At 43.1% G+C, this 24931-nt stretch carries 28 protein-coding genes and 1 pseudogene; 18 read left to right on the forward strand and 11 right to left on the reverse strand.

Annotated features, from left to right (window positions below; genetic code table 11):
• Positions 1–80: 80 nt before the first annotated feature.
• Complete coding sequence (locus tag V7K98_RS13540; protein ID WP_335022543.1) at positions 81–1322, forward strand: methionine gamma-lyase family protein; 1242 nt, start codon at positions 81–83, stop codon at positions 1320–1322.
• Positions 1323–1559: 237 nt separating this feature from the next.
• Here V7K98_RS13540 and V7K98_RS13545 read toward each other — a convergent pair whose 3' ends face one another.
• From V7K98_RS13545 to V7K98_RS13555, 3 genes are all read right to left on the reverse strand, one after another.
• The gene (locus tag V7K98_RS13545) at positions 1560–1958 is read right to left on the reverse strand and encodes a hypothetical protein (protein WP_335022545.1); all 399 of its coding nucleotides are present in this window, start codon (positions 1956–1958) and stop codon (positions 1560–1562) included.
• A gap of 452 nt (positions 1959–2410) precedes the next feature.
• Positions 2411–3508: a DJ-1/PfpI/YhbO family deglycase/protease gene (locus V7K98_RS13550; RefSeq protein WP_335022547.1), complete on the reverse strand. Its 1098-nt coding sequence runs from the start codon at positions 3506–3508 to the stop codon at positions 2411–2413.
• 334 nt (positions 3509–3842) lie between these two features.
• Positions 3843–4070: a hypothetical protein gene (locus tag V7K98_RS13555; protein ID WP_335022549.1), complete on the reverse strand. Its 228-nt coding sequence runs from the start codon at positions 4068–4070 to the stop codon at positions 3843–3845.
• On the opposite strand from V7K98_RS13555, the gene V7K98_RS13560 reads away from it, so the two are divergent.
• A complete protein-coding gene (locus V7K98_RS13560) occupies positions 4069–4461 on the forward strand; it encodes a DUF6335 family protein (protein WP_335022551.1) in 393 nt (130 codons plus the stop codon). The genes V7K98_RS13555 and V7K98_RS13560 overlap by 2 nt on opposite strands.
• 207 nt (positions 4462–4668) lie before the next feature.
• On the opposite strand, the gene shc is transcribed toward V7K98_RS13560, so the two are convergent.
• On the reverse strand, positions 4669–6585 hold the full coding sequence (gene shc, locus V7K98_RS13565; protein ID WP_335022553.1) for a squalene--hopene cyclase: 1917 nt from the start codon (positions 6583–6585) through the stop codon (positions 4669–4671).
• A gap of 119 nt (positions 6586–6704) precedes the next feature.
• Between shc and V7K98_RS13570 the strand changes: the two genes are divergently transcribed.
• From V7K98_RS13570 to V7K98_RS13585, 4 genes are read left to right on the forward strand one after another with little or no spacing between them, the layout of a single operon-like run.
• Complete coding sequence (locus V7K98_RS13570) at positions 6705–7937, forward strand: glycosyltransferase (RefSeq protein WP_335022555.1); 1233 nt, start codon at positions 6705–6707, stop codon at positions 7935–7937.
• A gap of 25 nt (positions 7938–7962) precedes the next feature.
• Positions 7963–8199, forward strand: coding sequence for a hypothetical protein (locus tag V7K98_RS13575; RefSeq protein ID WP_335022557.1), 237 nt, complete (start codon positions 7963–7965; stop codon positions 8197–8199).
• Positions 8196–8975, forward strand: a complete 780-nt coding sequence (locus V7K98_RS13580; protein ID WP_335022559.1) for a nucleotidyl transferase AbiEii/AbiGii toxin family protein — start codon at positions 8196–8198, stop codon at positions 8973–8975. The genes V7K98_RS13575 and V7K98_RS13580 overlap by 4 nt, the downstream gene beginning before the upstream one ends.
• Positions 8953–9114, forward strand: coding sequence for a hypothetical protein (locus tag V7K98_RS13585; RefSeq protein WP_335022561.1), 162 nt, complete (start codon positions 8953–8955; stop codon positions 9112–9114). The genes V7K98_RS13580 and V7K98_RS13585 overlap by 23 nt, the downstream gene beginning before the upstream one ends.
• Here the strand turns inward: V7K98_RS13585 and V7K98_RS13590 are convergent.
• Positions 9089–9436, reverse strand: coding sequence for an ArsR/SmtB family transcription factor (locus V7K98_RS13590; protein ID WP_335022563.1), 348 nt, complete (start codon positions 9434–9436; stop codon positions 9089–9091). The genes V7K98_RS13585 and V7K98_RS13590 overlap by 26 nt on opposite strands.
• Positions 9437–9516: 80 nt before the next feature.
• Here V7K98_RS13590 and trxA point away from each other — a divergent pair, with 80 nt between their 5' ends.
• Positions 9517–9840, forward strand: coding sequence for a thioredoxin (gene trxA, locus V7K98_RS13595; RefSeq protein ID WP_335022565.1), 324 nt, complete (start codon positions 9517–9519; stop codon positions 9838–9840).
• A gap of 1 nt (position 9841) precedes the next feature.
• On the opposite strand, the gene V7K98_RS13600 is transcribed toward trxA, so the two are convergent.
• A complete protein-coding gene (locus V7K98_RS13600; RefSeq protein WP_335022567.1) occupies positions 9842–10024 on the reverse strand; it encodes a hypothetical protein in 183 nt (60 codons plus the stop codon).
• A 29-nt stretch (positions 10025–10053) separates the two neighbouring features.
• Between V7K98_RS13600 and V7K98_RS13605 the strand changes: the two genes are divergently transcribed.
• The 10 genes from V7K98_RS13605 (at position 10054) to V7K98_RS13650 (ending at position 21106) form a co-directional block, all read left to right on the forward strand.
• Positions 10054–10848 (forward strand): SDR family NAD(P)-dependent oxidoreductase, encoded by a 795-nt coding sequence (locus V7K98_RS13605; protein ID WP_335022569.1) that lies wholly within the window; start codon positions 10054–10056, stop codon positions 10846–10848.
• A gap of 279 nt (positions 10849–11127) precedes the next feature.
• Positions 11128–12240 (forward strand): alkene reductase, encoded by a 1113-nt coding sequence (locus tag V7K98_RS13610; protein ID WP_335022571.1) that lies wholly within the window; start codon positions 11128–11130, stop codon positions 12238–12240.
• A gap of 279 nt (positions 12241–12519) precedes the next feature.
• Complete coding sequence (locus tag V7K98_RS13615; RefSeq protein WP_335022573.1) at positions 12520–13185, forward strand: nitroreductase family protein; 666 nt, start codon at positions 12520–12522, stop codon at positions 13183–13185.
• 164 nt (positions 13186–13349) lie between these two features.
• Positions 13350–14648: an MFS transporter gene (locus tag V7K98_RS13620; RefSeq protein WP_335022575.1), complete on the forward strand. Its 1299-nt coding sequence runs from the start codon at positions 13350–13352 to the stop codon at positions 14646–14648.
• Positions 14649–14722: 74 nt separating this feature from the next.
• A complete protein-coding gene (locus V7K98_RS13625; protein ID WP_335022577.1) occupies positions 14723–15412 on the forward strand; it encodes an SDR family NAD(P)-dependent oxidoreductase in 690 nt (229 codons plus the stop codon).
• A gap of 34 nt (positions 15413–15446) precedes the next feature.
• A complete protein-coding gene (locus V7K98_RS13630) occupies positions 15447–16223 on the forward strand; it encodes a class I SAM-dependent methyltransferase (protein WP_335022579.1) in 777 nt (258 codons plus the stop codon).
• 40 nt (positions 16224–16263) lie between these two features.
• Positions 16264–16962, forward strand: coding sequence for a glutathione binding-like protein (locus V7K98_RS13635; protein WP_335022581.1), 699 nt, complete (start codon positions 16264–16266; stop codon positions 16960–16962).
• A 110-nt stretch (positions 16963–17072) separates the two neighbouring features.
• Positions 17073–18047 carry an SDR family NAD(P)-dependent oxidoreductase gene (locus V7K98_RS13640; RefSeq protein ID WP_335022832.1) on the forward strand — a complete coding sequence of 325 codons (975 nt, stop codon included), beginning with the start codon at positions 17073–17075 and terminating at the stop codon, positions 18045–18047.
• Positions 18047–18625 (forward strand): Uma2 family endonuclease, encoded by a 579-nt coding sequence (locus V7K98_RS13645; RefSeq protein WP_335022583.1) that lies wholly within the window; start codon positions 18047–18049, stop codon positions 18623–18625. Before V7K98_RS13640 ends, V7K98_RS13645 begins: the two co-directional genes overlap by 1 nt.
• Positions 18626–18769: 144 nt before the next feature.
• Entirely contained in the window at positions 18770–21106 is a 2337-nt protein-coding gene (locus V7K98_RS13650; protein WP_335022585.1) for a cation:proton antiporter domain-containing protein, read from the forward strand.
• Positions 21107–21258: 152 nt separating this feature from the next.
• Here the strand turns inward: V7K98_RS13650 and V7K98_RS13655 are convergent, their stop codons facing one another.
• Positions 21259–21483: an Hfq-related RNA-binding protein gene (locus tag V7K98_RS13655; RefSeq protein WP_335022587.1), complete on the reverse strand. Its 225-nt coding sequence runs from the start codon at positions 21481–21483 to the stop codon at positions 21259–21261.
• A 69-nt stretch (positions 21484–21552) separates the two neighbouring features.
• Here V7K98_RS13655 and dapF point away from each other — a divergent pair, with 69 nt between their 5' ends.
• Positions 21553–22392 (forward strand): diaminopimelate epimerase, encoded by an 840-nt coding sequence (gene dapF, locus V7K98_RS13660; protein WP_335022589.1) that lies wholly within the window; start codon positions 21553–21555, stop codon positions 22390–22392.
• A gap of 190 nt (positions 22393–22582) precedes the next feature.
• On the opposite strand, the gene V7K98_RS13665 is transcribed toward dapF, so the two are convergent.
• From V7K98_RS13665 to V7K98_RS13675, 4 genes and pseudogenes are all read right to left on the reverse strand, one after another.
• Positions 22583–23275, reverse strand: coding sequence for a DNA-3-methyladenine glycosylase family protein (locus tag V7K98_RS13665; RefSeq protein ID WP_335022593.1), 693 nt, complete (start codon positions 23273–23275; stop codon positions 22583–22585).
• Positions 23241–24344, reverse strand: a complete 1104-nt coding sequence (gene ada / locus V7K98_RS13670; protein ID WP_335022595.1) for a bifunctional DNA-binding transcriptional regulator/O6-methylguanine-DNA methyltransferase Ada — start codon at positions 24342–24344, stop codon at positions 23241–23243. The genes V7K98_RS13665 and ada overlap by 35 nt, the downstream gene beginning before the upstream one ends.
• A 213-nt stretch (positions 24345–24557) precedes the next feature.
• Positions 24558–24650 (reverse strand): annotated as a pseudogene (locus V7K98_RS28910) (Uma2 family endonuclease); the annotation flags it as partial.
• 93 nt (positions 24651–24743) lie between these two features.
• Positions 24744–24872, reverse strand: coding sequence for a hypothetical protein (locus V7K98_RS13675; RefSeq protein ID WP_335022597.1), 129 nt, complete (start codon positions 24870–24872; stop codon positions 24744–24746).
• Positions 24873–24931: the final 59 nt, after the last annotated feature.

Consider the following 24931-nt stretch of genomic DNA (forward strand, 5'->3'; position numbering starts at 1 on the left):
GAATTTGAATTTTCCAGCCTAGTATGTGGGATCTGAAAATCCGCATATCTATAATTTAATTTTTTTGAACGAGGAACTGAATGAACAGCTTAGAACAGCTGCGGCAAGCAGAACAAGCACTATTAACAATTTTTTCTGGAATTGACACTCAGGTCAAGCATAATCTAAAACGAGTCCTGGATGCTTTTCGTAATCACCGAGTGGGCGCACATCACTTTGCGGGTGTAAGTGGCTATGGTCACGATGACTTAGGACGAGAAACTTTAGATAAGGTTTTTGCCGAAGTCATGGGTGCTGAAGCTGCGGCAGTGCGGGTGCAGTTCGTTTCGGGAACTCATGCGATCGCTTGTGCTTTGTTTGGTGTTCTCCGTCCGGGAGATGAAATGTTAGCAGTGGTCGGTTCTCCCTACGATACGCTTGAAGAAGTCATTGGTTTACGAGGTAAAGGTCAAGGTTCTCTTATCGAGTTTGGCATAAATTACCGCCAATTGGAGCTAAACCCCGAAGGAACTATAGATTGGCCAGCTTTAAGTACTAATGTGACTGAAAAGACCCGTTTAGTGTTAATTCAGCGTTCTTGTGGTTATTCTTGGCGACCTAGTTTATCAATTGCCGATATTGAAAAAATCGTCCACTTAGTCAAACAGCAGAACTCAAACACCGTTTGCTTTGTGGATAACTGCTACGGCGAATTTATTGAAACAAAGGAACCTACAGCCGTAGGTGCTGATTTAATGGCGGGATCGCTGATTAAAAATCCTGGTGGTACCATTGTCAGCGCTGGTGGTTATGTTGCTGGTCGCGCCGACTTAGTAGAGGCATCTGCCTGTCGCCTCACGGCTCCCGGTATCGGTAGTTATGGCGGTGCTACTTTTGACCAAAATCGTCTGCTATTCCAAGGTTTATTTCTCGCGCCACAAATGGTAGGAGAGGCGATGAAAGGGACGTATTTAACTGGTTATGTATTTGATAAACTCGGTTATCCAGTGAATCCTGCTCCCCTTGCTCCCCGTGGTGATGTAATTCAGGCAATTAAGCTTGGTTCTGCCGAAAAGCTAATTGCTTTCTGTAAAGCCATACAACAGCATTCTCCCATTGGTTCTTACTTAGACCCGGTTCCAGATGAAATGCCGGGATATGAGAGCAAAGTAGTCATGGCTGGGGGGACATTTATTGAAGGGAGTACTTTGGAATTATCGGCTGATGGGCCTTTGCGTGAACCTTATGTAGTTTATTGCCAGGGGGGGACTCATTGGACTCATGTAGCGATCGCATTAGAGGCTGCGATTAATGCGATCGGAACTGCGGGCGAGGAATTATAAGATATTAGGACTTACGCACTGTACAAAACAATTATGTTGTGAATCAAAGTAAATACGCCGTTTCAGGTTTTTATTAATCATTCATCGACTCAGTATTTAGTGCTGAATTATTTAGTCCTTCGTTATGATTTCTGGCTCGTTAATATCAATATCAATACTCGATTTAACCTGATTTTGAGACGCGATAATATCGCGTCTCAACTACTCAAAAACTGAGACTTTAAAGTTGCTATAAATCTAGCTTCTATCTCTCAGTTGCTTGCTAGGAGGATTTTGATAATAGCCTTCTCTATTTCCATCGGATGATGAAGCTTTATCTCCGGCTTTGTTTGTTGAAGGATCAAAAAACTCTTTTGTAGCTCTAGGAGTCCTTTCATCCAAATTTAACTTTTTACGGATATTATTAGCAGCTTCTTTTAATGGATTTTGGGTATTTGTTGTTTGGGTATCGTTTCTGATTTCACCTTGCCCGTCTGGTATGACTTTATAATAAGTCCCTTCTGGAGTTTTAACATCAGCTTGTGCTACATTAATGTCGCTAAAAGCCTGACCTAACAAGAACATAAATCCTACTAAGAAAACTACGATTATTTGGGAAATGCGAATATTTCGCAGCCATGAAATTACTCTATTCATAATAAACCTCAATTGCATTATGTTGGGTGGACAATTTAAAACTCTGAATGACTGCTTGCCATTTAGGGTTTAAGAAGAACTTTGATACAGTTAAGTAGGTAGCATCAAACCTCACCCTCAATCCTTCTCCTTAATAAGGAGAGGGAAGCCGGAGACAGGGTGAGGTTTTATATTTATTTGACCCACTTACTTATCCTTTTTTTGTTTAAAGATGTGGTAGGTGTGAGGTGCTTGCTCTAGTGGCAATTGATGGGTGACAACAAAGGATGGATCTAGTTTTCCATTCTCCATCACAGTAATAAAAATCGTGCAAACAATAGCCAAAAAGAAAGATTTTCACGTAGGGGCAATTCATAAATTGCCCCTACAACTTCAGTTGTGCGACAGTAGAAAGTTCGTAAGCTCCCACTGATACCACGAACGTCTTGTAATTACGAATTATGAATTACAAATTATATTGACACCGCCGCCCCTGTCGTTGGTTTAGGAGCCTGAATGTTAACACCTATCCGCGCCCGATATAGTTCTGCTAATCGCTGTTCGGATTTCAATAAATCGTGGTAAATTTCTTTAAAAATAGCAGTTGCTAGTGGGTCAGTGAACATTGCGGATAAATTACCAATATCGCCGATACCGGTTTGCACATCCCCTAAAGCAGAACGTAACTGATATATGTCATCACTTCCTGTTAAGGCAGTTTTAACTTTGGCATACTGATTAGCAATATTTGCCCCTAAAGAGGGTTTTTCGTTCAATTCCTGAAGATAGGTTTCTAGTGTTTGAATGTGGTGCTGTTTATTAGCAATTATTTCTTGAAAGACTGAGTTTACTTCGCTATCTGATTCCTTTTCCAAGTACTTCTCAAATGCTTCTAGCGAATAACGCTCACCAGCAAGGGCATTATTTAGACCTCTGCTAATGTCACCTTTAGTTGAGCCACCCCAAGCATCTGCTAGTTTCCACCATTCAGCACTGGTGTCTTTCTCATTTGGTAATGCAGCATCTTTGCCACCATAACCCAAACGGCTTAATATGGCTGTGGTGAAAATTGGTAAGTCTCCAGGTTCACGAGATGTAATTAAATTTCCGTCAACTACCAACGGCTCATCTAGATAATTTGCACCAGCGTTAATCATATCCTTGGCAATAGCGCTAAAACCAGTGGCTTTTTTACCTTTGAGTAATTCGCCGTCAATTAAAACTTGTGGCCCGTGGCATACCGCAGCGACTAATTTTCCTTGTTGGATGGCCTCTTGGACAAAACGTACTGTGTTAGGGTTCCGCCGCATTTTATCGGGAGCCATTCCACCGGGAATTATTACCGCGTCGAATTGGGCTGCGATCGCTTCTGTAGTAGTACCATCAGCTTGGATGCTGAGTTTGCCGCGTTTCCCCTTATATTTTTCATTCATTCGGGAACCAAGGATTACTACCTCTATTCCGGCTTGTTTTAGTCCATTATAAGGAACTGTAAATTCTGCATCCTCTACCGCCTGTTCAATGAGGATAGCAACTTTTTTATTACCGGAATGATTGTTATGGTCAGTCATAGATTGTATTACCTGTTTTTTTCTAGTTTTTAACTAGCTACAATATTCATCAATAAGGAAGCTTAAAATTTCTGAGTTTTTAACGGGATAGAACCACTCACCGAACAAGGCAAAAGTAAAAAGTAAAAAGGCAAAAGAAAGAAAAAAAGCAGTGGTTTGAAGCCCCTAAATTTATTTATGGAACGAAATAAAAACATTTATTTCGAGACGCATAGCGCAAGAAATAATAAGTCCTTAATCATTTCCCCTGAATTTATTTATGGGGATTATCTTTTTACTTTTTACTTCTTAAATTCTGTTGTTTCTCTAATAAAAAATAGCTATGAGTGAGAAGTTAGCTACTGAATAATTTCGGTTGGAAAACTCCTGACTCATAACTAAAAATTTCAACTACAAGTTGCTTGACCATGATTTTCATATTTATAATGGTATGGTGCGATCGCTCGTTTCGCTTCGTACCAAGGGGATAGATTCTTTTATTTCTAAAGCTATACATCTCTAGCAAGATAACTTCGCGATCGCAAAACGTTATTGTGAGAATGCAGAAAAAGGCTAGTATCATGGCAGAAAAAAATCATAATGACGAAATTAAAACCAATGATTTGCCACAGGAAATTACCGAATCCTACGGTACTGGTGTGAAAGATTTGCCAGGATACAATATTGGTGGTAGCTCAATGAAACAAGAAAGACGTGAATATACAGAAACTAGTCCTGAACTGACTGGTGGAGATGTTGATGCTTATTGGCAAGATGCAGATGCAGTCGGGGATGAAGCTGTTGGTGGTAGTACTGCGACTCCCGATAAAAATGTAACTGAGGAACTAGAAGCAGCAGTGGGACTAGAAATGGATGACTCGGAGTTTCTCCATACCAATGATATTTTAGAGGATCGTGATGGCGATCGCTGGGAGTTAGATCCAAAGTCTTCTGAAGATTATCAAGATCGGTGAGAATAAAACCAGAAACCTTATTCCTGCTCGATATTCAATAATTGGATGGAAAAAATGCAATCTTCTATGGAATTTTTGTATTATAGCGGTTTCCATTCAGATGCGGTACAAGATTAATAGCGAAGTGTAAGGGAACCGATCAACAAGATCCCCGACTTCTTTAAGAAGTCGGGGATCTGCGGGTTGTAATTCTGACAGTAAGAAAAATTAACCTTTTTGAATCACTGCTTGATATCGACCTAAAGCGATTAAAGGAAAGTATTGTTGATACAGATGATATTTGAGATAAAAATGGCAAGGAAATCCAGTCCCTGTAAAGTCAGCCTCAAACCAAGTACCATCAGGTTTTTGAGTTGCAACTAAATAGCCAATTCCTTGCTCAATAGCCTCAAGAGCTAAATTACCAGTTGCTTCACCTGCTGCTATCAACCCAATTAAAGCCCAAGCGGTTTGAGATGCAGTACTATTTCCTTTTCCTTTAAGACTTGGATCGTCGTAGCTGCGGCAAGTCTCACCCCAACCACCATCTGGGTTTTGACATCCCGCTAACCAAGCTGCTCCTCGTTCTATACTGAGTTTATGTCTTTGAGGATCAATCAACGCTAAGGCTGACAAAACGCCACTGGTGCCGTAGATGTAGTTTACACCCCAACGACCAAACCAACAGCCTTCGGTTTCTTGTTCGTGTAGAAGATAAGTTAGCGATCGCTCTAAATTATCACTATCAATTGACAAATCACAAGCACCAAGCATTTCTACGACTCTGGCTGTAACATCTGCTGTGTTTGGATCGATCATGGCTTTCAAGTCGCCATAAGGGATAGAGTTAAGCCAATCTTGATCGTTATCCAAATCAAAGGCAGCCCAACCACCTGGTTTACATTGCATAGATGCAATCCAGTTTAAGGCACGTGCGATCGCAGCCTGTTTGATTTTTTCGTTGGGAAGTTTGGCCAAATGTAAAGCCATCACCACCACCGCCGAGTCGTCTACATCGGGATAAAAGCGATTCTCAAACTCAAATGCCCAAGCCCCTGGTTTTCCCTGGCGATTTTTTACAGCCCAATCTCCGTAATCTAAAATTTGTTTTTGTAACAACCATTCGCCAGCTTTTAACACAGATGGATGATCTGGTGCAAAACCAGATTCTACTAAGGCACGCATCACCCAAGCTGTATCCCAAACGGGTGAAACACAAGGTTGAACTCGGTAGCTATTTTCTGTTTCAATCACAAAGTTGTCAATTGCTTGCAAACCTCGTTCCACAATCGGATCGCTTCGGTTATAATCCAGACATCGCAAAGCTAGCATTGAATTCAGCATTGCCGGAATAATGCCGCCCCAATCGCCTGTAGCTTCTTGCCGTTCTAAAATCCATTTTTCGGCGGCTTCGATGCCTTCTTTACGAAAAGGTACTAAATTCAGGCTTTCTGCCAACTTAAAACCCCGATCGAGGGTGAGGAATAAATCTGTCCAATCGCCACTTTGGGGTAATTCCCACTGGACTCGATCAACGCCTTCAGCGTATAGCTCATCTAGGTTGATAGTTGAGTCGGTGAGAAAAACAGGTTTGCGATCGCAAACAATCAGTAATGGTACTGTGCTGGAACGTGCCCAGCTAGACATCTCGTAGATATTAACTGGGAAATCTTGAGGCAACAGCATCACCCAAGGCGGTAGCGAGGGAATACCGCGCCAGTTGTAGCAGCCAATCAAAGCTAAGTGCAACTTAGTAAAAATTCGAGTTTTGCTGATACCACCCCGTTGGAGAATAAAAGCTTTCGCCCGAATCAGCGCTGGATCGTTTGCTGGTACACCTAGCAGCCTCAGCGCCATGTAAGCTTCAACTGAAGTGCTAAGTTCTCCGCCATCACCGTAATAAAGTTCCCACCCCCCATGCTGTCGTTGCTCTTGACGCAGATATGCTGCAACTTTGTGTAAAGCTCTGGTTTGATCTGTTCCCCAAATCTTATGCAAAAGGACGGCTTCAGCAGTGATAGTGACATTAGATTCTAACTCTGCCCACCAGTAACCTGCCGGATTTTGAATCGAAAGTAAATATTGTTGGCTGACTGCGATCGCTTCTGCAACTTGATTGACTTTCGTCTTATTTTGTGTTTGCATCAAATACTATCTAACCTCACACTCAACACTAGTTATAAATACGGGAATACTATGAAAAATTTTTCGTTTATTGGTAGACATAGTATTGTGTCTGAGTCACTGAGAATTTGCAATAGATCATGGATGTAATTGTATTAGGATTGATGCTGTTATCCTTGACAATTTGGTTAGGATTACTGTGTTTTTGGGGACAATTTTGGCGGACAGACGAGCAATTAGAGGTTACAGAAACTCAGCTAGAATCTTTACCTGTGGTTTGTGCAGTCGTTCCAGCCCGTAACGAAGCTGAGTTAATACCAACCACGTTGCGATCGCTCCTACTTCAAGATTATCCTGGTTCTTTCAACGTATTTTTGGTAGACGATCGCAGTACAGATCGGACAGCAAACTTTGCCGAAGGGGTTGCACACGCTGTCGGTAAACCCCAGCAATTACATATTATCTCAGGCGAATTACTACCTCCTGGTTGGTCGGGCAAACTTTGGGCAGTTGAACAAGGTATAAATAGTGCTAGTAAATTCGCACCTGACTATTTTTTACTGACTGACGCAGATATCGAACACGATCCTGGTAATCTCCAGCGACTCGTTGCAAAGGCTATTCAAGAAGATTTAGATATGGTTTCGGTAATGGTGCGACTCCGGTGTGACAGCTTTTGGGAAAAACTTTTGATTCCAGCTTTCGTCTTTTTCTTCCAAAAACTCTATCCTTTTCGCTGGGTGAATAATCCCAACAATCCCACAGCCGCCGCAGCCGGGGGATCTATTCTGATCGCCCGTGAAGCTTTAGAGCGAATCGGAGGTATTCAAGTGATTCGCCAAGCTTTAATTGATGATTGCGCCCTAGCTCAAGCTGTTAAGAAGAGTGGGGGACAAGGGGACAAGGGGACAAGGGGGATAAATAATACCCAATCCCCAATGCCTAGTCAAGGGCGTATCTGGCTAGGATTGAGTAGCTTGACTCGTAGTTTGCGGCCTTATGACTCGCTAGCGACGATTTGGGATATGGTTGCTCGTAGTGCTTATACCCAACTAAACTATTCTCCATTACTACTCTTGGGTACTTTGGTGGGAATGCCTCTAATTTATCTAGTTCCACCAGTGGGTGTACTTTTAGGTGTAGTTTGGGGTAGTTGGGCGATCGCACTTACAGGTTTATTGGGATGGCTGTTAATGAGTTTTGCTTACTACCCAACAATCCGCTTTTATAAATGTTCTCCCTGGTTAGCCTTTAGTTTACCTGCGATCGCTTTTCTCTATACCCTGATGACTTTAGACTCAGCAATCCGTCACTGGCAAGGACGCGGCGGCGCTTGGAAAGGAAGAGTTTATCCCAGTTCGGATAATTTATAATTGGGATAATTGGCATAAAAAAATTATGACAACCGCAACACCAACAAATAATCCTGTTATTGTCCCTAAAAAGCTGCCTTTTCTGGAATCAATTTGTTGGCAAACTGCCGATGTCTATCGGTTTACTTTAGAACAAATGCTCAGTCGCTACGAGCGTGGTTGGCAATATCGCAACCTATTTAATAATCTTGAAGGTGAAGAACTCAATTTTCTTCGGGAACTCGCCAAACGTTATAAATCCTGGTTGCAAGTTTGTTTATGAACTCCAGGTTTGAACACCATAATAAAATTCTCACAGTTCTTGAATCCTTAGATTCTGAAATACTTACCAAGGGTTCTGCTTACTTCGGTGGCGGAACCCTTCTTGCATTTGAGTTTGAAGAATATCGCTGGAGTAAGGATGTTGATTTTATTTCTTCTGTTGGTACAGAAGGCTATAAATATTTACGTACAGTGGTATTTGAGGGTGGGCATGAAGCATTATTTCGGGATTTAAGTAAAATCCAAGTTGGACGTAGCACAACTGACCAATATGGAATTCGGATGATAGTTTTTGTGGATGATATGCCGATTAAAACAGAAATCATTGCCGAAACTCGTTTTCAACTAGACCCACCAAGATATCCAAAGTGGTCACTCGTTCCTTGCTTAAGTTTCAATGACTGTTTTACCTCTAAGCTGCTGTCAAATTCTGACCGTTATGCGGATGACAGTGTTGAGGCAAGAGATTTAATTGATTTAGCAATTCTCAGGCTGCAATCTCCAATCCCTCAAGCATCAATTGAAAAAGCTGAGGCAGCTTATCAGGTTATGCGCCCTTTGGAAAGAGCGATCGCACTATTCCAACAAAGACCAGATTACAGAGAGAAATGCTTTCTTAGCCTACAAGTCGATCGATCTCAGATACCCAAAATTATCGATGGGATTGATTTACTCTCTACAGATTTAGGTTTATCTCACACTCCAAGGACTTTTGGAGAACAACATGATATCTTTGCCGATTTAGAAACACAATTTGAAAAACGAGAAGATTCTTAAACAAATAGCGATCGCCCCGCCCCATGCCCCATGCCCCATGCCCCATGCCCAATGCCCAATGCCCCATGCCCAATGCCCCATGCCCAATGCCCCATGCCCAATGCCCAATGCCCCTAAATCCTTGAAGCTGTTTGTTTAGTACCAGGACAAATAGGCAATGGTTGAGCCGCTTTTAATACCGCATCCAGCAACCCTGGAAACAGCATCTCTAAATCTTCACGCCGCAGAATATTAATGTGATGTGTCCCTTCTTTACGTGTAAGGACTATCCCAGACTCCCGCAAAATCTTAAAATGATTGGACATCGTAGACTTAGCGATCGCAAAATCAAACTTGGCACAGCATTGTTCCCCCTCAGTCGCCAGCAGCCGCACAATCTCTAGCCGCACTGGATCGCCCAATGCATACAGCACTCCCGGTAAAGAAATATTTTTTCTATCTGGATGATAAAGAAATCTCATAGTTGCATTATCTCATCAAGTGGCATATATTTTTATTATTCGATATTATCGAATTATAGAATTAATTAGGAAGGCAATTTATGTCATCCATTACAAACGTCACAGAAGCCACATTCAAGCAAGAAGTCTTAGAAAGTGAAATTCCAGTCTTAGTAGACTTTTGGGCCCCGTGGTGCGGCCCTTGCCGGATGGTGGGGCCAGTCGTCGATGAAGTTGCTGTTGAATACGAAGGACAGGTGAAATTTGTCAAGCTGAACACAGATCAGAATCCTACTGTGGCTAGCCATTATGGAATTCGCAGCATCCCGACACTGATGGTTTTTAAGGAGGGTCGGCAGGTTGATACTGTCGTGGGGGCAGTTCCAAAAACTACGTTGAGTAAGACCTTAGCACAGTATCTTTAATTTAAGTTAGGGGCATTGGGCATTGGGCATGGGGCATGGGGCATGGGGCATGGGGCATGGGGCATGGGGCATGGGTTATTAATTCTTCCCCTGCCTCCCCTGCTCCCCCTGCCTCCCCTGCTCCCCAGTTCCCAGTCCCTAGCGATGCACTGAGGTTGTCGAAGTGTCTCCAATCCCATAGCATTTTGTTTCAACTAACGGGGAAAGAGCGAAATGGACTTGAAATTGCATGGTAAATCCGCGCTGGTGAGTGGCTCAACCGCAGGTATTGGTTTTGCGATCGCCCAGGGATTAGCTCAAGAGGGTGCATCAGTGATTGTCAACGGTCGCTCTGAAGAAAGAGTAGCCCAAGCGATCGCTAAAATTCAACAAAGTACACCCGAAGCGAAAGTTTCTGGTGTTGTTGCAGATGCAGGTACTGCATCAGGGGTAGAGCAACTTTTGCAAAAAGTTCCTCACGTTGATATCCTGATTAACAATGTCGGTATTTATGAGCCAAAAACCTTTTTCGATATTACTGATGAAGATTGGTTAAACATATTTGAGGTCAACGTCCTCAGTGGAGTTCGTTTGAGTCGGCAATATCTGCAAAAGCAGCTAGAGCAAAACTGGGGGCGGATAATTTTTATCTCCAGTGAATCTGGTATCCAAATTCCAGTGGAAATGATTCACTACGGCACAACAAAGACAGCGCAGCTTGCGATCGCCAGAGGTTTAGCAGAAATGACTGTGGGGACTGGAGTCACGGTAAACTCCGTCCTCCCAGGGCCAACTCGTTCAGAAGGAGTTGAAGAGTTTATCACCAACCTGGCACAGGAACGTGGTATTAGTCCCGATCGAGTTGAGGCGGAGTTTTTTGAAAATGTGCGTCCAAGTTCCCTAATCAAACGCTTTGCAACCAATGAAGAAGTAGCAGCGATCGTAGTTTACCTTTCTAGTCCCGTAGCTTCAGCAACTAATGGTGCAGCTTTACGGGTAGATGGTGGCGTTATTCGGTCGATTGTTTAGTGAATGGACTGTATTAAGAATTGGCTATTGGGAAGACTTTTTCCTTGTTACCAAGACTTTTCTTTCCAGACATAAACAGCCCATAACTAAAGTTTTTGACTACCTTAAAACGGACAATAACCTTTTCTTAGTGGTCTTTAGAGACTTTCGCTATTAGACTGAGAATTTATTGTGAGGCGGGCTAAATGAGAATAGAATAGCCCTCTCATTGTTCCCTTTATGTCTCAGCTATGGGGTTATGAATTTTTAACTTTGAATTTTGAATTGGAGCAAAGCGACATGACTACTGATATTAACTTATTCTCTTCTTACCAGTTAGGGAATCTGGAACTACCTAACCGGATAGTAATGGCACCCTTAACCCGAAATAGAGCAGGTAAGGGAAACGTACCACACGAACTGAATGCTACCTACTACGTCCAACGTGCTTCCGCCGGACTGATTATTGCCGAAGCAACACAGGTAACTCCTGAAGGACAAGGCTATCCCGCTACACCAGGAATTCATTCGTCAGAACAGGTTGAAGGATGGAAGTTAGTAACCGATGCCGTACATCAGGCGGGAGGCAGAATTTTTCTGCAACTATGGCATGTAGGCAGGATTTCTCACCCAGACTTACAACCCAATGGAGTTTTACCTGTAGCACCTTCTGCGATCGCTCCGAAAGGTGAGGCTGCAACTTATGAGGGGCCAAAACCCTATGTTACTCCCCGTGCTTTAGAAACTTCAGAAATACCGCAGATAGTCGAACAGTACCGTCAGGGAGCAGCAAATGCTCTAGCGGCTGGGTTTGATGGGGTGGAAATTCACTCAGCCAATGGTTATTTAATAGATCAATTTCTCCGCGATCGCACCAATCAACGGACAGATAAATATGGCGGTTCCATTGAAAATCGCGCCAGATTCCTGTTGGAGGTGACTGAGGCGGTAACTAGTGTGTGGGATTCTAACCGAGTCGGGGTACGTTTCTCTCCCAGTGGGACTTTTAATGATATAGGTGATTCCAATCCCTTGGAAACATTCGGTTACGCGGCTCAAGCGTTGAACCGATTTAATTTGGCATATCTGCATATTTATGAAGCAACAGAGGCAGATATTAGACATGGCGGGATAATTGTACCCACCAGTCATATCCGCGATCGCTTTACAGGTACGCTCATCGTCAATGGCGGTTATACTCGTGAAAAAGGCGATGCGGTGGTGGCAAGCAAAGCAGCCGATTTAGTTGCCTTTGGCACGTTATTTATATCAAATCCAGATTTACCCCGACGCTTGGCTTTAAATGCACCACTAAATGAACCAAATCAAGCAACCTTTTATGGTGGCAGTGAAAAAGGATATACAGACTATCCATTTTTGTCAGCCGCTAATGAGGCGGTAGCTCAACCGTAATTCGTAATTATGAGTCTTCCTTGGGGACTTACAACAAATAAATTACCCAATCTTGTGGGGTGGGCATCTTGCCCGCCTTTGTATATGGGCGCTCATGTTGCCCACCCCACAAGAAGTAGTTGAGTATTTTTTTATTTGGAAGTCCCTTGTGAGGTATGTAGGCAAGTTGTTTATTCTGAAACAGGGAATAATTTTTATTTTTGTTTCATGAATAAATAGATTTGGTTGTACTCTAATTACGAATTATTTGGTCAATAACCCAATTATCAGGAGAATCTCATGAGTCCGATCACTCAAATCCAACCTTTAGATGTACCCAGTGCGATCGCTAAACGTCGTTCAATCAAAACTTTTAAACCAGACCCCATTACCCCAGAACTACTCAAGCAACTGGTAGAGTTGACCGTAGCAGCGCCCAGTAGCTATAACATCCAGTCCTGGCAAATTATTCTTGTGCAAGATGAGGCGCAAAAAGCAGCACTATCAGCCGCATCTTTTAATCAACAGCAAATTATTCAAGCACCTGTAACCTTTGTTTTTGCCGCCGATCCCAACGCAAGCGAAGAAAACTTGACCCCAATTATAGAGCAGGGACTCGAAACTGGAGCATGGAATGAAGGCACGGTAAATTACTTTAAAACCGCCATCCCGCAATTTCAGGCTGGGCTAGGCGACAAGCGACGCGAATATGCCATCAAAGATGCCATCATCGCTGCTACCCATTTGGTGTTAGCAGCAGAAAGTCTGGGATTATCCACTTGTTTTATGAACGGTTGGATTGAGGATAAGGTAAAACAAGTGATTGGTGCGGGGGATAATCCAGATTTAGCGATCGCTGTTGTTGTTCCTGTTGGCTATGCAGCCGAACCACGCTTAAATCCAGGTCGTTTACCATTCTCCTCCAACATCTCAGTAGACAGAATTGGCAATCCTTATGCAGGGTAGTTAGCTCTAAATTGGGAATTGGGCATTGGGCATTGGGCATTGGGCATTAGACATTGGTAATTTAAGTTTCATCTGCATAACCTATCCCTTATTCCCGATTTGCTTATTTACCATTCCCCATTCCCCATTCCCCATTCCCAATTCCCCATTCCCAATTCACACCAATGTCCTTAGCCTCCTTCTTAGCGCGTCGTTCGTTCCACTATGGCTGGCTCGTTGCGGGTTTAACATTCTTAGCCTTACTAGTTGCAGCTGGAATTCGCTCTGCTCCCGGAGTTTTTATAGTGCCTCTCGAACACGAGTTTGGCTGGAGTAGAGCAACTATATCTTTGGCAATATCCATTAACTTAGTTCTCTACGGATTAATTGGCCCTTTTGCCGCCACAGTTATGGAGCGAATCGGCATTCGCCGGATGATGGTATTCTCACTTGCTGTCATTGCTGTCGGTGTCGGTTTAACCACTTTGATGTCAGAATCTTGGCAGCTAGTCTTGCTTTGGGGTGTAGTTGTCGGTTCTGGTAGCGGAGTTATCGCCCTGGTTTTGGGGGCGATTGTTGTCAATCGCTGGTTTTTTGAGAAGCGGGGTCTAGTTCTCGGTATCTTAACTGCCAGTACAGCCACAGGACAACTGGTGTTTTTGCCCATACTGGCTTCAATATCCGATCGCTTTGGATGGCGAACTGCGGCTTTAGTTTTGACTGGTGCAGCACTTCTAATTATTCCAGCGATCGCAGCCTTTATGCGCGATCGTCCGGCTGATGTCGGGTTGCGACCCTTTGGTGACAACAGCGAAACTGTAGAGATATCAAAGCCTAGAGCAAATTCCATCGCCTCTACCGTCAACGCCCTCTGGCTGGGAATGCATAAACGCGATTTCTGGCTGTTATTTGGTAGCTTTTTTATCTGTGGCGCAAGCACAAATGGGTTAATTGGAACTCATCTGATTCCTGCTTGTATTGACCACGGTATACCTGAAGTCAAGGCTGCTGGTCTTTTAGCAATCATGGGACTATTCGATTTTTTTGGAACTACTATGTCCGGTTGGCTATCTGACCGATGGAACAATCGCTACTTATTATGCTGGTACTACGGGCTACGGGGTTTGTCTTTAATTTTCTTGCCCTTTAGTTTCAACTTTTCCTTTTATGGACTTTCCATTTTCGCCGTATTTTATGGACTTGATTGGATTGCTACCGTACCACCGACAGTCCGTCTTGTTGCCAATGCCTTTGGTAAAGAAAATGTCGGCGTGATGTTCGGTTGGATTGTTGCAGGACACCAGATTGGTGCAGCCACAGCAGCATTTGGAGCCGGAGTCTTGAGAACTTGGTCGGGTAGTTATTTACAAGCGTTTATTTTATCAGGAGTTCTCTGTCTGATTGCCGCAGTTAGTGTACTGCAAATTGGTCAAACTCCCACTAAGGGCGATTCACAACTATCTTCAGCTAGGCTCAATTCTTAATCTATGAATGTTTTAATCGAATGGCATTAAAAAAAACTCTAAGCTAGGCAGGATAAGCACTACAGGTTTAAAATATGGCAACAACAGCTTTAATTGTCGGTGCAGGTAGTGGATTGAGTGCTTCTTTAGCTCGCTTATTTGCCAAAGAAGGATTTACCGTAGTTTTAGCGGCTCGTCAAATTGAAAAACTCACTCAATTAAGCACTGAAATTGGCGCAGTTAGTTTCGCTGCTGATGTTTCAAAGCCAGATGAGGTAGAACGATTATTTATTGATATTGATAATAAAATTGGTTCCCCGAATGTTGTCGTTTACAATCCCAGTTTTCGGGTGCGAGGGTCTCTTGTTGATTTAGACCCTGCTGAGGTGGCACAAACCCTAGATATAACTGCTTATGGTGGCTTTCTCGTTGCTCAAGCTGCTACCAAAAGGTTTTTACGGCTTGGCGGCGGTGCTATATTTTTTACTGGAGCCTCTGCGAGTATTAAAGGTTATCCTCTGTCTGCTCCTTTTGCAATGGGTAAATTTGCACTGCGCGGTTTGGCTCAGAGTATTGCTAGAGAATTAGCACCAAAGAATATCCATGTGGCGCATTTTGTAATTGATGGGGCAATCCGTTCAGCAGTTCGCCAAGATCCATTAGATAATCCTGATAGTACTCTTGACCCAGACGCAATCGCTCAAACTTATCTCAGCATTTTACGCCAGCCCCGCAGTGCTTGGACTTATGAAGTAGAACTACGTCCTTGGGTAGAGAACTTCTAGCCTAGAGAATTGTTACAAGAATGGTTTTGCAGGTATGAAAATTGATTTTGGTGCAACTGCTGTTGATTACGCAAAACACCGCGCTGGCTTTCCCAGTTCATTATTTAACAGACTTTCTGAATATGGTATAGGTTTACCAGGGCAAAATATTGTTGACCTTGGTACAGGAACAGGAACACTAGCGCGGGGCTTTGCTGATAGAGGTGCTTATGTAATTGGCATAGACCCATCAGCATCACTTTTAGAACAAGCCAGACAGTTAAGCGAATCTACCCAAATCAAAGTAGATTATCGAGTTGCAACTGCCGAAAATACAGAGTTACCAGATGCAAGTGCCGATGTAGTTACTGCTGGACAATGTTGGCATTGGTTCGATCGTCCGCGTGCTGTCCAAGAAATTACTCGGATATTGAGAAAAAATGGCTCACTTGCGATCGCTCATTTTGATTGGATACCCTTAAAAGATAATGTCGTTGAAGCAACAGAACAACTAATCAAAGCTCATAATCCCGCGTGGAATCTAGCCGGTGGTAATGGCTTACATCCCTTGTGGTTGCAAGATATTGGCGAAGGAGGATTCCGAGAAATCCGCACATTTTCTTACGATGTATTTGTACCTTATACACATGAGGCTTGGCGGGGACGAATTCGGGCGAGTGCTGGCGTGGGAGCCAGTCTGACACCAGAAAAGGTAGAAATATTTGATCAAGAATTGGCAAAATTACTCGAAACAAAATATCCTACACCAATTCTTCAGGTTCACCATAGAGTTTGGGCTGCGATCGCCAAAGCACCAGAATCTAATTCGTAATTACGTATAAAACAATCACACAATTTTAGGAAAAATAACCATGATCGATCTTTATTATTGGGCAACCCCAAACGGTCATAAAATCACGATTTTTTTGGAAGAAGTCGGCTTGCGATATACTATAATTCCTGTGAATATTGGCGCTGGAGATCAATTTAAGCCCGAATTTCTCAAGATTTCTCCTAACAATCGGATGCCTGCGATCGTTGATAGCGAACCGGTAGATGGAGGTGCGCCAATTTCTGTATTTGAGTCTGGGGCAATTTTGCTATATTTAGCTGAAAAAACCGGGAAATTAATCCCGCAAGATTTACGCCAACGCACTCAAGTTTTAGAATGGTTGTTCTGGCAAATGGGCGGGCTGGGGCCTATGGCGGGGCAAAATCATCACTTTAGTGTCTATGCTCCCGAAAAAATTGAATATGCCATTAAGCGTTATGTGAATGAAACGGGACGTTTATATGCAGTACTGAATAAGCAACTAGCAGATAAAGAATTTGTGGCTGGTGATTATTCCATTGCCGATATTGCTGCTTATCCCTGGATTGTGGCCCATGAGATTCAAAGTCAGAATCTAGAAGATTTTCCGCACCTCAAGCGGTGGTTTGAGACAATTAAAACCCGTCCAGCAACAATTCGCGCCTACGAGAAAGCCGAAGCATTCAAAACTCAAGCGCTCGATCCAGAGAAGTTACGAGATTTGTTATTTAACCAGTCGGCGAAAACTATTCAACCTTGAGCCTTTTGAATTGTCTTATGAGTATGGTAGGAGGCTTAATGTGTATCAGCTTCTTGATACAGAAATTCTACAAATGCTGAGGTTAGCGTCATTAGTAATTACCCATTATGATGAAAAACCTTGAGGATAAAGTGGCATTAGTAACAGGTGCTACGCGGGGAATTGGGAAAGGAATTGCTCTTGGTTTGGCTGAGGCTGGTGCAACTGTATATATCACAGGTCGCAGCCTCAACAATTCTGGTAATGCGGTTTCAGGGAGTCTTAGTGAAACCCAATCAGCTATTGACGAAATTGGTGGTATATGCATTCCTGTTCAAGTAGACCACAGCGACGATGAACAGGTGCGTTTATTATTTGAGCGCATCCAAGATGAACAGCATGGACAACTTGATCTATTAGTGAATAATGCTTATTCAGGAGTTCAGGCAATAAGAAATGCTTTTGGGCAGCCCTTTTGGGATTGTGAACCAAATATTTGGGATGCTAGCAATAACGTCGGTCTTCGTAGCCACTATATTGCCAGTGTTTTTGCTGCCCGAATGATGACTAAGCGGAACTCTGGACTAATTTGCACTATTTCCTCGTGGGGTAGTATGTCTTATATCTTTAATACAGCTTATGGTGTTGGCAAGGCAGCTTGCGATCGCCTAGCATCTGATATGGCTGTTGAATTAAAACCCCATAATGTCGCTTCCGTTTCAGTCTGGCCGGGTATTGTGGGGACTGAGCTTTTTTCCAGTTTTGCTTCTGAGATGAATCAAACCAATACTACTGAGCAAAAAAACTCATTAATTAGCGATCGCTACAACTGGGAAACTCCCTTATTTACTGGACGAGCGATCGCTGCACTTGCTTGTGAACCAAATATCATGCGCCATACTGGACGTGTGCAGATTGTTGCCGAACTAGCTAGTAAATATGGAATTGTCGATGAAAATAGCGAGCGTCCTGCATCGCTACGTTCTTTACGTTTTTTACTACCGACTGCATTGCCAGTATTGAGAAACTATTCATGGCTCATACCCGATATTAAAATACCGTGGCCACTATTATTATTGAATGCCCTTAGCTCACCTAAAATTTAATGACTGCTTTAACTTTACAATTACCTCCCAATCTCAAATTTACGGATGAGGAATTTGAGCAGATTGTTGCTGTGAATAAAGAGTTGCGTTTGGAATTAACTGCTGAAGGAAAATTGGTAATCATGTCACCCACTGGAGGAGAAACGGGAAACCGTAATTTTGATTTGTTAGGTCAACTATGGTTTTGGAACAGTCAAAAAAATTTAGGAAAAGCCTTTGATTCTTCCACTGGTTTTAAACTTCCCAATGGTGGAACTCGTTCTCCTGATGCTTCTTGGGTGAAGATGGAACGGTGGGATGCTCTCACACCACAACAAAGAAAAAAATATCTCCCCTTGTGTCCTGACTTTGCAGTAGAATTGGTTTCCGAAACTGATGATGTGGAAGACACTCAAGCCAAAATGCTGGAATACTTAGTTTCGGGATTATTACTTGGTTGGTTAATTAATCCCAAAGAGAAACAAGTAATAATTTATCGTCCAAATCTTGCACCAGAAGTTTTACAATCTCCTACAAGTTTATCTGGTGAAGATGTTCTCCCTGGTTTTATTTTAAATTTACAGCCGATTTTTGGGTAGATTAATTAATATTCGTGAACAATGCCCAGTGCCCAGTGCCCAGTCCCAAAAATTCTGTCACACCTTCACGAAACAAGCTGTTTGAGATCGTAAAACTTTGTATGCTGAATTAATAGGTCTTAATAAATAGTTCTTTTAAAACTGGTGCAAGAAGATTTTAGGCTAATTGTTGATTTAGTTTTAGTTTTGGGCGTTGCAGCTTGTGGCGGACTGCTGGCGGCACTTTTACAGCAACCTGTGCTGCTAGGCTATCTCATCGGCGGGATGATTATCGGGCCAGCCGGGCTGGGATTAATTAAAGAAGTTATTCAAGTAGAGACTCTGGCACAGTTCGGGGTTGCCTTTTTGTTATTCGCCTTGGGCGTGGAATTTTCGTTCGCGGAACTCAAAAAGGTAAAAGCGATCGCTCTTGGTGGAGGTGGACTCCAAATTGCTTTGACGATTTTGGTAACAGTTGTAGTGTGCGGTTTAAGCGGGGCTTGGGGAACCTTACCCGCTAAGGGGATGTTTTTGGGGTGTATTCTGTCCTTGTCTTCGACAGCAGTTGTCCTCAAGTGCTTGATGGAAAGCAATGAAACAGAAACCCCTCACGGACAAGTGATGCTAGGGATTTTGGTAGTACAGGACTTGGCACTAGGGCTGATGTTAGCAGTCTTACCAGCCCTCAACCAACCACCCGAAACTATTGGCATCGCCGTGCTGACAGCGCTACTGTGGATTGCTTTATTTGCTGCTGGTGCAGTAGCTGCGGGGATGTGGCTAATACCGCCTTTGTTGCGACTCTTAGCCAGTACCGAAAGCCGAGAATTATTTTTATTAGGGGTTGTAGCCTTATGTTTGGGTATTGCCCTGTTGACAGAGCATTTGGGGCTATCGATTGAAATGGGGGCATTTGTCGCGGGTTTGATGATTTCTGAGGTGGAGTACGCCGATCAAACTCTGACTTATGTAGAACCTCTGCGAGATATCTTTGCCAGTTTATTTTTTGCCGCTATTGGCATGTTAATTGACCCAGTGTTTTTGTGGAACAACCTAGAATTGATTTTAGGGCTAGTGGCGCTAGTTTTCATAGGTAAATTTTTGATTATCACCCCCTTAGTAAAACTATTCCGCTACCCCTTAAAAACAGCCATAATCGCCGGTTTGGGATTGGCGCAAATTGGGGAATTTTCCTTTGTTCTGGCTAGTGAGGGGCAATCTTTAGGGCTGGTGTCCCGACAAATATACTTATTAATTTTGGCAACCACCGCAGTTACTCTGATGCTGACTCCCTTTGTATTGCGGTTAGTGCCATTTTTATTTAGCTTTGCCGAATCGATGCCTTGGCTGAAACCGTACTTAGAAGAACAGGAAGCGCGGGATGTATCAGATGATTTGCCCTTTAAAGACCATGTAGTAGTCTGCGGTTATGGGCGAGTTGGCAAAAATTTGGTGAAGTTGTTGTTGCAACACAATCTACCTGTGGTGGTAATTGACCAATCAGAAAGTAGAATTCAGCAGTTACGTGAGGCTGGCGTATCTTATGTGTATGGCAATTGTGTAAGTTTACATGTTTTAGAAACCGCCGGGGTAAATCATGCCAAAGGAATGGCGATCGCACTCCCCGATCCAATGAGTACTCGTCTTTGCTTAAAACGCGCCTTAGAATTGCGCCCAGAATTAGATTTAGTTGTCCGTGCTACCCAGGATAAAAATATTGAGGTGCTGTATCAATTGGGAGCGAAAGAAGTTGTACAACCAGAGTTTGAAGCCAGCTTAGAAATGGCAACTCATTTATTAACTAGCTTAGGCTTGTTGTCGCTAGATGTCGTCCAACAAGAAATGCAGCAAATCCGCAACGATCATTATTTAGATTTGCGGCCAGAACGTTCTGCAACTGAAGTTGCTCGTGATTTACGCCAAGCAACTCGTGATTTAAATCAGCGTTGGTATCCTCTCCCGGATGATTCGCCCTTAATTGGTATGACTATAGAAGAAGCAGATATGCGCTACTTAACAGGAGCGAGTTTGATGGCAATTCGCCGCACTAACGGCGATGAAATCGATTATCCCAATAATCAAACCAAATTGGAAGCAGGCGATCGCCTCTTAGTAGTGGGAGCAGATGAAGAACTAGCAGCTTTAGCAGAATTCGCTAAGGGACAAGCTGCTGTTCCTGGAGAAAATAGTGCTTGCCAGTGGGTTACAGTCAATGCAGATGCGCCAACACTAGGAAAAACCCTTGCAGATTTAGATAGCAAGCAATTTGGAGTACAGGTACAGGCGATCCGGCGAGATGGTAAATTTATCCGCTATCCTGATGGCGGCATGGATTTGCGAGTCAGCGACCAAGTATTATTATGTGGTGGCTTAACAGGTTTGAGTGAACTAGAACAGTTATTTGCGATCGCCAGTTCAGTACCCCTTTCTCTTCCAGTGCTGAAAGCTACTGAGGTAGAAACACTCAAGGAGTTTCTACCTATGGATAATGTTCTTGATTAGTTATAACTCCTCAATCCTCATATCATGTCCGCTTGATTGCTTATTAAACCCGAAGAACCCCACCCCGCCAAAGCTATGCTTTATCTCCCCTCCCCGCAAGCGGGGAGGGGTTGGGGGTGGGGTTCTTTATGGGTAATCTGGCAGACATGATATCACTCCTGACTTGTTTTTGGCTTGATGTATGCGAGCGCATGTTTCCAAATGGTGGTTTGCTGACTATTTTCATCAGCAATAGAGATACACTGTGGGTCTTGCCATAAAAGCTTTCCTGTAATCACATCACCAGTTAGCAGCTTTAACTCTACTGGCGTTGTTTGTTTAATCAGGTTTTGGACTTGTTTAATACTGGGTAAAGTGGTGTCAAATTCGGTAAGCATTTTTAGTAAAGATGAACCTACAAGGCAAAATAAAGAGTAACTAATCCTTGATAATTCATCCTTGAAGAAATGGCAATCGAATTTACTAAGTATCATGGTCTAGGCAACGACTTTATTCTGATTGACAATCGCTCGTCATCTTTGCCTGTAGTGACTCCAGAACAAGCCATCCAGTTATGCGATCGCCATTTTGGTATCGGTGCTGATGGTGTCATTTTTGCCCTACCTGGAGAAAACGGCACTGACTACACCATGCGGATTTTTAATTCCGATGGTTCAGAACCGGAAATGTGTGGTAATGGCATTCGCTGTTTAGCTGGCTTTGTAGCAGATTTAGAAGGCGAATCGCGGAATAAAGATTCATATCGCATTCATACTTTGGGTGGTGTCATGACTCCCCAACTCTTATCTAATGGTCAAGTTAAAGTAGACATGGGTTTACCCAGATTACTAGCTGGCGAAATTCCGACTAATCTTGCACCCGCTCAAGAAAAAGTAATTTCTCTGCCGTTGGAGGTGGCGGGACAAACTTGGGAAGTCACCTGTGTAAATATGGGAAATCCTCACTGCATCACTTTTGTAGAAGATGTATCAGCAATTGAGCTAGAAACCATCGGCCCGAAATTTGAGCATCACCCAACCTTTCCCCAACGCATAAATACCGAATTTATACAAGTGGTACGCCGTGACTATTTGAAAATGCGGGTATGGGAACGGGGTGCTGGAATTACATTAGCTTGTGGGACTGGTGCTTGTGCTTCCTTGGTGGCTGGAGTATTGACTGGAAAATGCGATCGCGCTGCCACTATAGAATTACCAGGTGGCCCGTTACAAATTGAATGGTCAGAAATTGACCAACGGGTTTACATGACAGGCCCGGCTGAAAAAGTATTCACGGGTAAACTGTAACTAACCGATCCATTCTAGTAGGGTACGTTATGGATCAGGACTTACGCAAAAAATAGCCCAAAGCTTGAGTTTCAGGTAGGGGCAATTCATGAATTGCCTCTAGCGCGTGTAGTTTTGCGTAAGTCCTATGGATATTACTTCTAACGCACCCAAAATCTAGATGGTACGTTAGCCTTTGGCATAACACACCCTACGAAACTTCATTTTCCTTTGAAGATTGTATAGGCAGATTAATACTCAGATAGTAGTGCCATAGAAGTCTTGCAGCTACCGCCCGCCACGGTCGCCAGTGCTGTGTCATTGCTTCGAGTTGTGCTGGTGTTGGACGTGTTGCCAACTTTTTGAGTTTTTGTAGAGCGATCGCGATCGCTAAATCGCCTTTAGGAAAAACATCAGGACGTTGCAGCGCCATCAGCAAATAAATATCAACTGTCCAATCTCCTATTCCTTTAAGACGCTTTAACTCACTTCTGATAGTCATTTCGTCCATTGTTTCCAGCTTGGTTAGGTCAAGCTGACCAGTTGCGTAGGCTTTGCCCGCCGTAGGCATCGCATCCGCCAAACCACGACAGTATAGAATCTTTTGCCGACTGAATCCAATCCCTTTCAATTGAATATCATCTAATGTTAGAAAGTTTTCTGGTGTAAGAGTCACAACAAGCTCACATAATCGGGTAAATACAGCTTTTGCAGCTGCTAAAGAAACTTGCTGTTCTAGAATGATGCACAACAGCGTTGCAAAACCTGGTTCTCTTTGCCACATAGGTGGAGGCCCTAGTGTTTCTAAAATTCCAGCCAAATCGCTGTCAATATTAGCAAGCACCATTAAACCACGGGTGAGACTTTCTTCAGTCAGCGATTCTAGTTGTGGTGTTTGAGTCATCTTTGAGTAATTTCGATTCTTGTATAAGCAGTTTTTGTTTACGCTCAATTCCCCAGCGATAACCACCAACACTGCCATCACTCCGCAGCACCCGATGACACGGTACAATCAACGCGACCGGATTAGCCCCACAAGCATTTCCCACGGCGCGGACTGCGTGCGGCTTGGCAATATCGCGGGCGATATCAGTATAAGTGCGGGTTTCGCTATAGGGAATTTTTTGTAATGCTTGCCAAACCTGTTTCTGAAATGCTGTCCCACGGACATCAAGTGGTAAATCAAGATGTGTTTCATTTCCCGCAATCAAGCCGAGAATTCCTTGTATCCATTCGTTGTGTATGTCGTCATCACGCATGATCTGCGCTTGGTGAAATTCCTGATTTAAAATGTGTTCTAGCTTATCTGCTTCATCACCTAGTTTAACGGCACAGATACCCTTGTCTGTTGTTGCCACCAGTAAATATCCTAGCGAACATGGAGCGATCGCATAAACAATCCTGATTGTCTTTCCAGCTTGCTGATAAGTTTTTGGTGTCATTCCCAGTTGTTTAGGCGCTTTCTCATAGAGTTGGCTACTTGAACCATAACCCGTTTCGTAAACTGCATCAGCAATTTCTTCTCCTAACTGGAGACGCTGTTTCAATCGTTGGCTACGCAGCGCATCTGCATATTGGAAAGGAGATACACCAATTATTTGCTTGAATACTTTTTGCAGATAACTGGGACTCATTCCCACCTGAGAGCATAATTCGGAGAGGGTGGGGATGTGGTCAACTTGTGACTCAATATATCGACATACTGCTAAAACTTTTGCTTTGGCTGGATTTGGAACTGTTTCAGATTGTGGTTGACAGCGCTTACAAGGTCGAAAACCTGCAATTTCAGCCTCTTGTGCCGACTGGAAGAAACAAACTTGATTGCGATTTGGTCTGCGACTAGGGCAAATCGGTCGGCAATAAACGCCTGTGGAGCGAACACCATAGAAAAGCTTACCCTCAAAAGTCGAGTCTCGATTGAGAACTGCTTTCCAAAGAATTTCTTCCAAAAATTGTGTCTGTTGTAATTCCATTCATGCCTTCTTGGATGTATTGCAAAATATCCTTACTTTGGAGTGCCTATTATTAATTTTTGCCTTTAAGTAAAACTAGATTAAATGTATCAATAAACTGCTTTCTATCTGATTGTTGCGATCGATGTAAGTAAGTGGGTCAAATTAAATATAAAACCTCACCCTCCCTCCAGCTTCCCTCCCCTTACTAAGGAGAGGGATTGAGGGTGAAGGTCGATTATTGTGACAAAGCTGAAAAAATTGCTCGTCAGTCAAGTCGATGTTTAATTGGAGGGTAGGAGGTAAACTGACGGTGATAGTATTCATGTTATCAGTTTAAGTAGAAGCCATATATCTATTTTAGTAGTCTGTCAAGTCAACTCTGCTAACTAAATAAACTTGTAGTAAAGACTCAACTCCTTAACTGATTCGCTCTTTGACATCTTTGACAACTTGTTCACCCGATTGGGTGAATGCGATCGCTACATCCAGAACTACTCTGAAAGTAGAGGAACTTTTTTTACAGTTAGTGATAACGCTGACAGTCAAAAAACTCTTAAAATGGCTATGATTTCCTAAAATATTATGCCAATTGCTTATATATCAAA

The organism is Nostoc sp., assembly GCF_036917435.1.
GTDB lineage: Bacteria > Cyanobacteriota > Cyanobacteriia > Cyanobacteriales > Nostocaceae > Nostoc.

Coding starts and splice junctions, on each gene's coding strand:
- V7K98_RS13540 (WP_335022543.1), top strand. CDS start 81: ATGAACAGCTTAGAACAGCTGCGGCAAGCAGAACAAGCACTATTAACA.
- V7K98_RS13545 (WP_335022545.1), bottom strand. CDS start 1,958: ATGAATAGAGTAATTTCATGGCTGCGAAATATTCGCATTTCCCAAATA.
- V7K98_RS13550 (WP_335022547.1), bottom strand. CDS start 3,508: ATGACTGACCATAACAATCATTCCGGTAATAAAAAAGTTGCTATCCTC.
- V7K98_RS13560 (WP_335022551.1), top strand. CDS start 4,069: ATGGCAGAAAAAAATCATAATGACGAAATTAAAACCAATGATTTGCCA.
- V7K98_RS13555 (WP_335022549.1), bottom strand. CDS start 4,070: ATGATACTAGCCTTTTTCTGCATTCTCACAATAACGTTTTGCGATCGC.
- shc (WP_335022553.1), bottom strand. CDS start 6,585: ATGCAAACACAAAATAAGACGAAAGTCAATCAAGTTGCAGAAGCGATC.
- V7K98_RS13570 (WP_335022555.1), top strand. CDS start 6,705: ATGGATGTAATTGTATTAGGATTGATGCTGTTATCCTTGACAATTTGG.
- V7K98_RS13575 (WP_335022557.1), top strand. CDS start 7,963: ATGACAACCGCAACACCAACAAATAATCCTGTTATTGTCCCTAAAAAG.
- V7K98_RS13580 (WP_335022559.1), top strand. CDS start 8,196: ATGAACTCCAGGTTTGAACACCATAATAAAATTCTCACAGTTCTTGAA.
- V7K98_RS13590 (WP_335022563.1), bottom strand. CDS start 9,436: ATGAGATTTCTTTATCATCCAGATAGAAAAAATATTTCTTTACCGGGA.
- trxA (WP_335022565.1), top strand. CDS start 9,517: ATGTCATCCATTACAAACGTCACAGAAGCCACATTCAAGCAAGAAGTC.
- V7K98_RS13600 (WP_335022567.1), bottom strand. CDS start 10,024: ATGCTATGGGATTGGAGACACTTCGACAACCTCAGTGCATCGCTAGGG.
- V7K98_RS13605 (WP_335022569.1), top strand. CDS start 10,054: ATGGACTTGAAATTGCATGGTAAATCCGCGCTGGTGAGTGGCTCAACC.
- V7K98_RS13610 (WP_335022571.1), top strand. CDS start 11,128: ATGACTACTGATATTAACTTATTCTCTTCTTACCAGTTAGGGAATCTG.
- V7K98_RS13615 (WP_335022573.1), top strand. CDS start 12,520: ATGAGTCCGATCACTCAAATCCAACCTTTAGATGTACCCAGTGCGATC.
- V7K98_RS13620 (WP_335022575.1), top strand. CDS start 13,350: ATGTCCTTAGCCTCCTTCTTAGCGCGTCGTTCGTTCCACTATGGCTGG.
- V7K98_RS13625 (WP_335022577.1), top strand. CDS start 14,723: ATGGCAACAACAGCTTTAATTGTCGGTGCAGGTAGTGGATTGAGTGCT.
- V7K98_RS13630 (WP_335022579.1), top strand. CDS start 15,447: ATGAAAATTGATTTTGGTGCAACTGCTGTTGATTACGCAAAACACCGC.
- V7K98_RS13635 (WP_335022581.1), top strand. CDS start 16,264: ATGATCGATCTTTATTATTGGGCAACCCCAAACGGTCATAAAATCACG.
- V7K98_RS13640 (WP_335022832.1), top strand. CDS start 17,073: ATGAAAAACCTTGAGGATAAAGTGGCATTAGTAACAGGTGCTACGCGG.
- V7K98_RS13645 (WP_335022583.1), top strand. CDS start 18,047: ATGACTGCTTTAACTTTACAATTACCTCCCAATCTCAAATTTACGGAT.
- V7K98_RS13655 (WP_335022587.1), bottom strand. CDS start 21,483: ATGCTTACCGAATTTGACACCACTTTACCCAGTATTAAACAAGTCCAA.
- dapF (WP_335022589.1), top strand. CDS start 21,553: ATGGCAATCGAATTTACTAAGTATCATGGTCTAGGCAACGACTTTATT.
- V7K98_RS13665 (WP_335022593.1), bottom strand. CDS start 23,275: ATGACTCAAACACCACAACTAGAATCGCTGACTGAAGAAAGTCTCACC.
- ada (WP_335022595.1), bottom strand. CDS start 24,344: ATGGAATTACAACAGACACAATTTTTGGAAGAAATTCTTTGGAAAGCA.